The 1257-nt window shown below is 50.9% G+C and carries 1 protein-coding gene; it reads left to right on the forward strand.

Features of this window, described 5'->3' with window-relative positions:
• The first annotated feature begins 145 nt into the window (after positions 1-145).
• Positions 146-1132: an IS110 family RNA-guided transposase gene (locus Q9J32_RS10060; RefSeq protein ID WP_439652390.1), complete on the forward strand. Its 987-nt coding sequence runs from the start codon at positions 146-148 to the stop codon at positions 1130-1132.
• Positions 1133-1257: the final 125 nt, after the last annotated feature.

Genomic DNA, 1257 nt, shown 5'->3' on the forward strand with positions numbered 1-1257 from the left:
CTTGTATATTGTAATCACTGTATCATAGCAACAAACCGCCCGGCCGCCACCCGACCCCACACAAGGCAGACAACCGTTGCGTAGCACAGGGAGCGGCAGGGCAACCCATCGACACAACCGGACAGTTGCCAGACAACACAACCGAATGCAAGGCAGGTTTATGATGAGTACCCAATACCATTACGCAGGTATCGACATCGCCAAACGAAACTTCGTCATCGCCGTTTCGTCTTTGTCTAAAACCAAAACTGAAACCAACAACCCCAAAGGTATCGCCCATACTATCGAATACCTTAAAAAACACAAGGTCGCACTCGTCGTGATGGAAAGTACCGGAGGTCTCGAAATCCCCGCCGCCAAAGCCATCCACCGAGCAGGTATAGCCGTGATTATCGCCAACCCGCGTCAGACGCATCAGTTTGCCCAATCGCAGTCGCTGACCAAAACCGACGCCAAAGATGCCAAAATGCTCGCCTTCTTTGCACAGATGACGGTACAGAAAGAAGGTTGGCAAACCATGCTCTACCAACCGCCCACAGAAACGGAAGAAGTGTTGGAAGACTTGGTTAACCGCCGCAACCAGCTGGTGGATATGCGGACTGCCGAGAAAAACCGTCTGCATCAGGTTCATGAAACGCAAGTCGAAAGCGTCAAACAACTGATTGCCCATTTTGACCGGCTGATTGACGAATTGGACAAACAAATCGACAAGCACACCCACACGCATTTTGACGGCAAAGCCCAAGTGGCGGAGCAAATCAAAGGCATCGGTTCGATAACGACGGCTACGCTGATGGCGATGCTGCCTGAATTGGGGCGGCTGTCGCACAAACGGATAGCGAGTTTGGTCGGCATTGCCCCGCACCCGAGGGAGAGCGGGGAAACCAAATTCAAAAGCCGCTGCTTTGGCGGAAGGTTTGCGGTACATAAGGCGCTGTATATGGCTACCGTGGTAGCAACACGTTTTGAACCGCTTATTCGGGATTTCTACCAACGCCTGCTGTCCAAGGGTAAGCCGTATAAGGTTGCCGTTACGGCATGTATGCGCAAACTGCTGACGATATTGAATGCTCGGATGCGTGATTATTTTGCCGAAAACGGTACCACCGAAAACAGCATCCGAACGGCTTGATTTGAGTTTTGGTATTTTTGCCCGACGGGGTGAAAAATACAGTTGCTACGGCTTTCTATAAAAATACCTAAACCGTCATTCCTACGAACCTACATTCCGTCATTCCCACGAAAGTGGGAATCTAG

Origin of the sequence: Neisseria uirgultaei (genome assembly GCF_962719845.1) — a bacterium.
Classification (GTDB): domain Bacteria; phylum Pseudomonadota; class Gammaproteobacteria; order Burkholderiales; family Neisseriaceae; genus Neisseria; species Neisseria bergeri.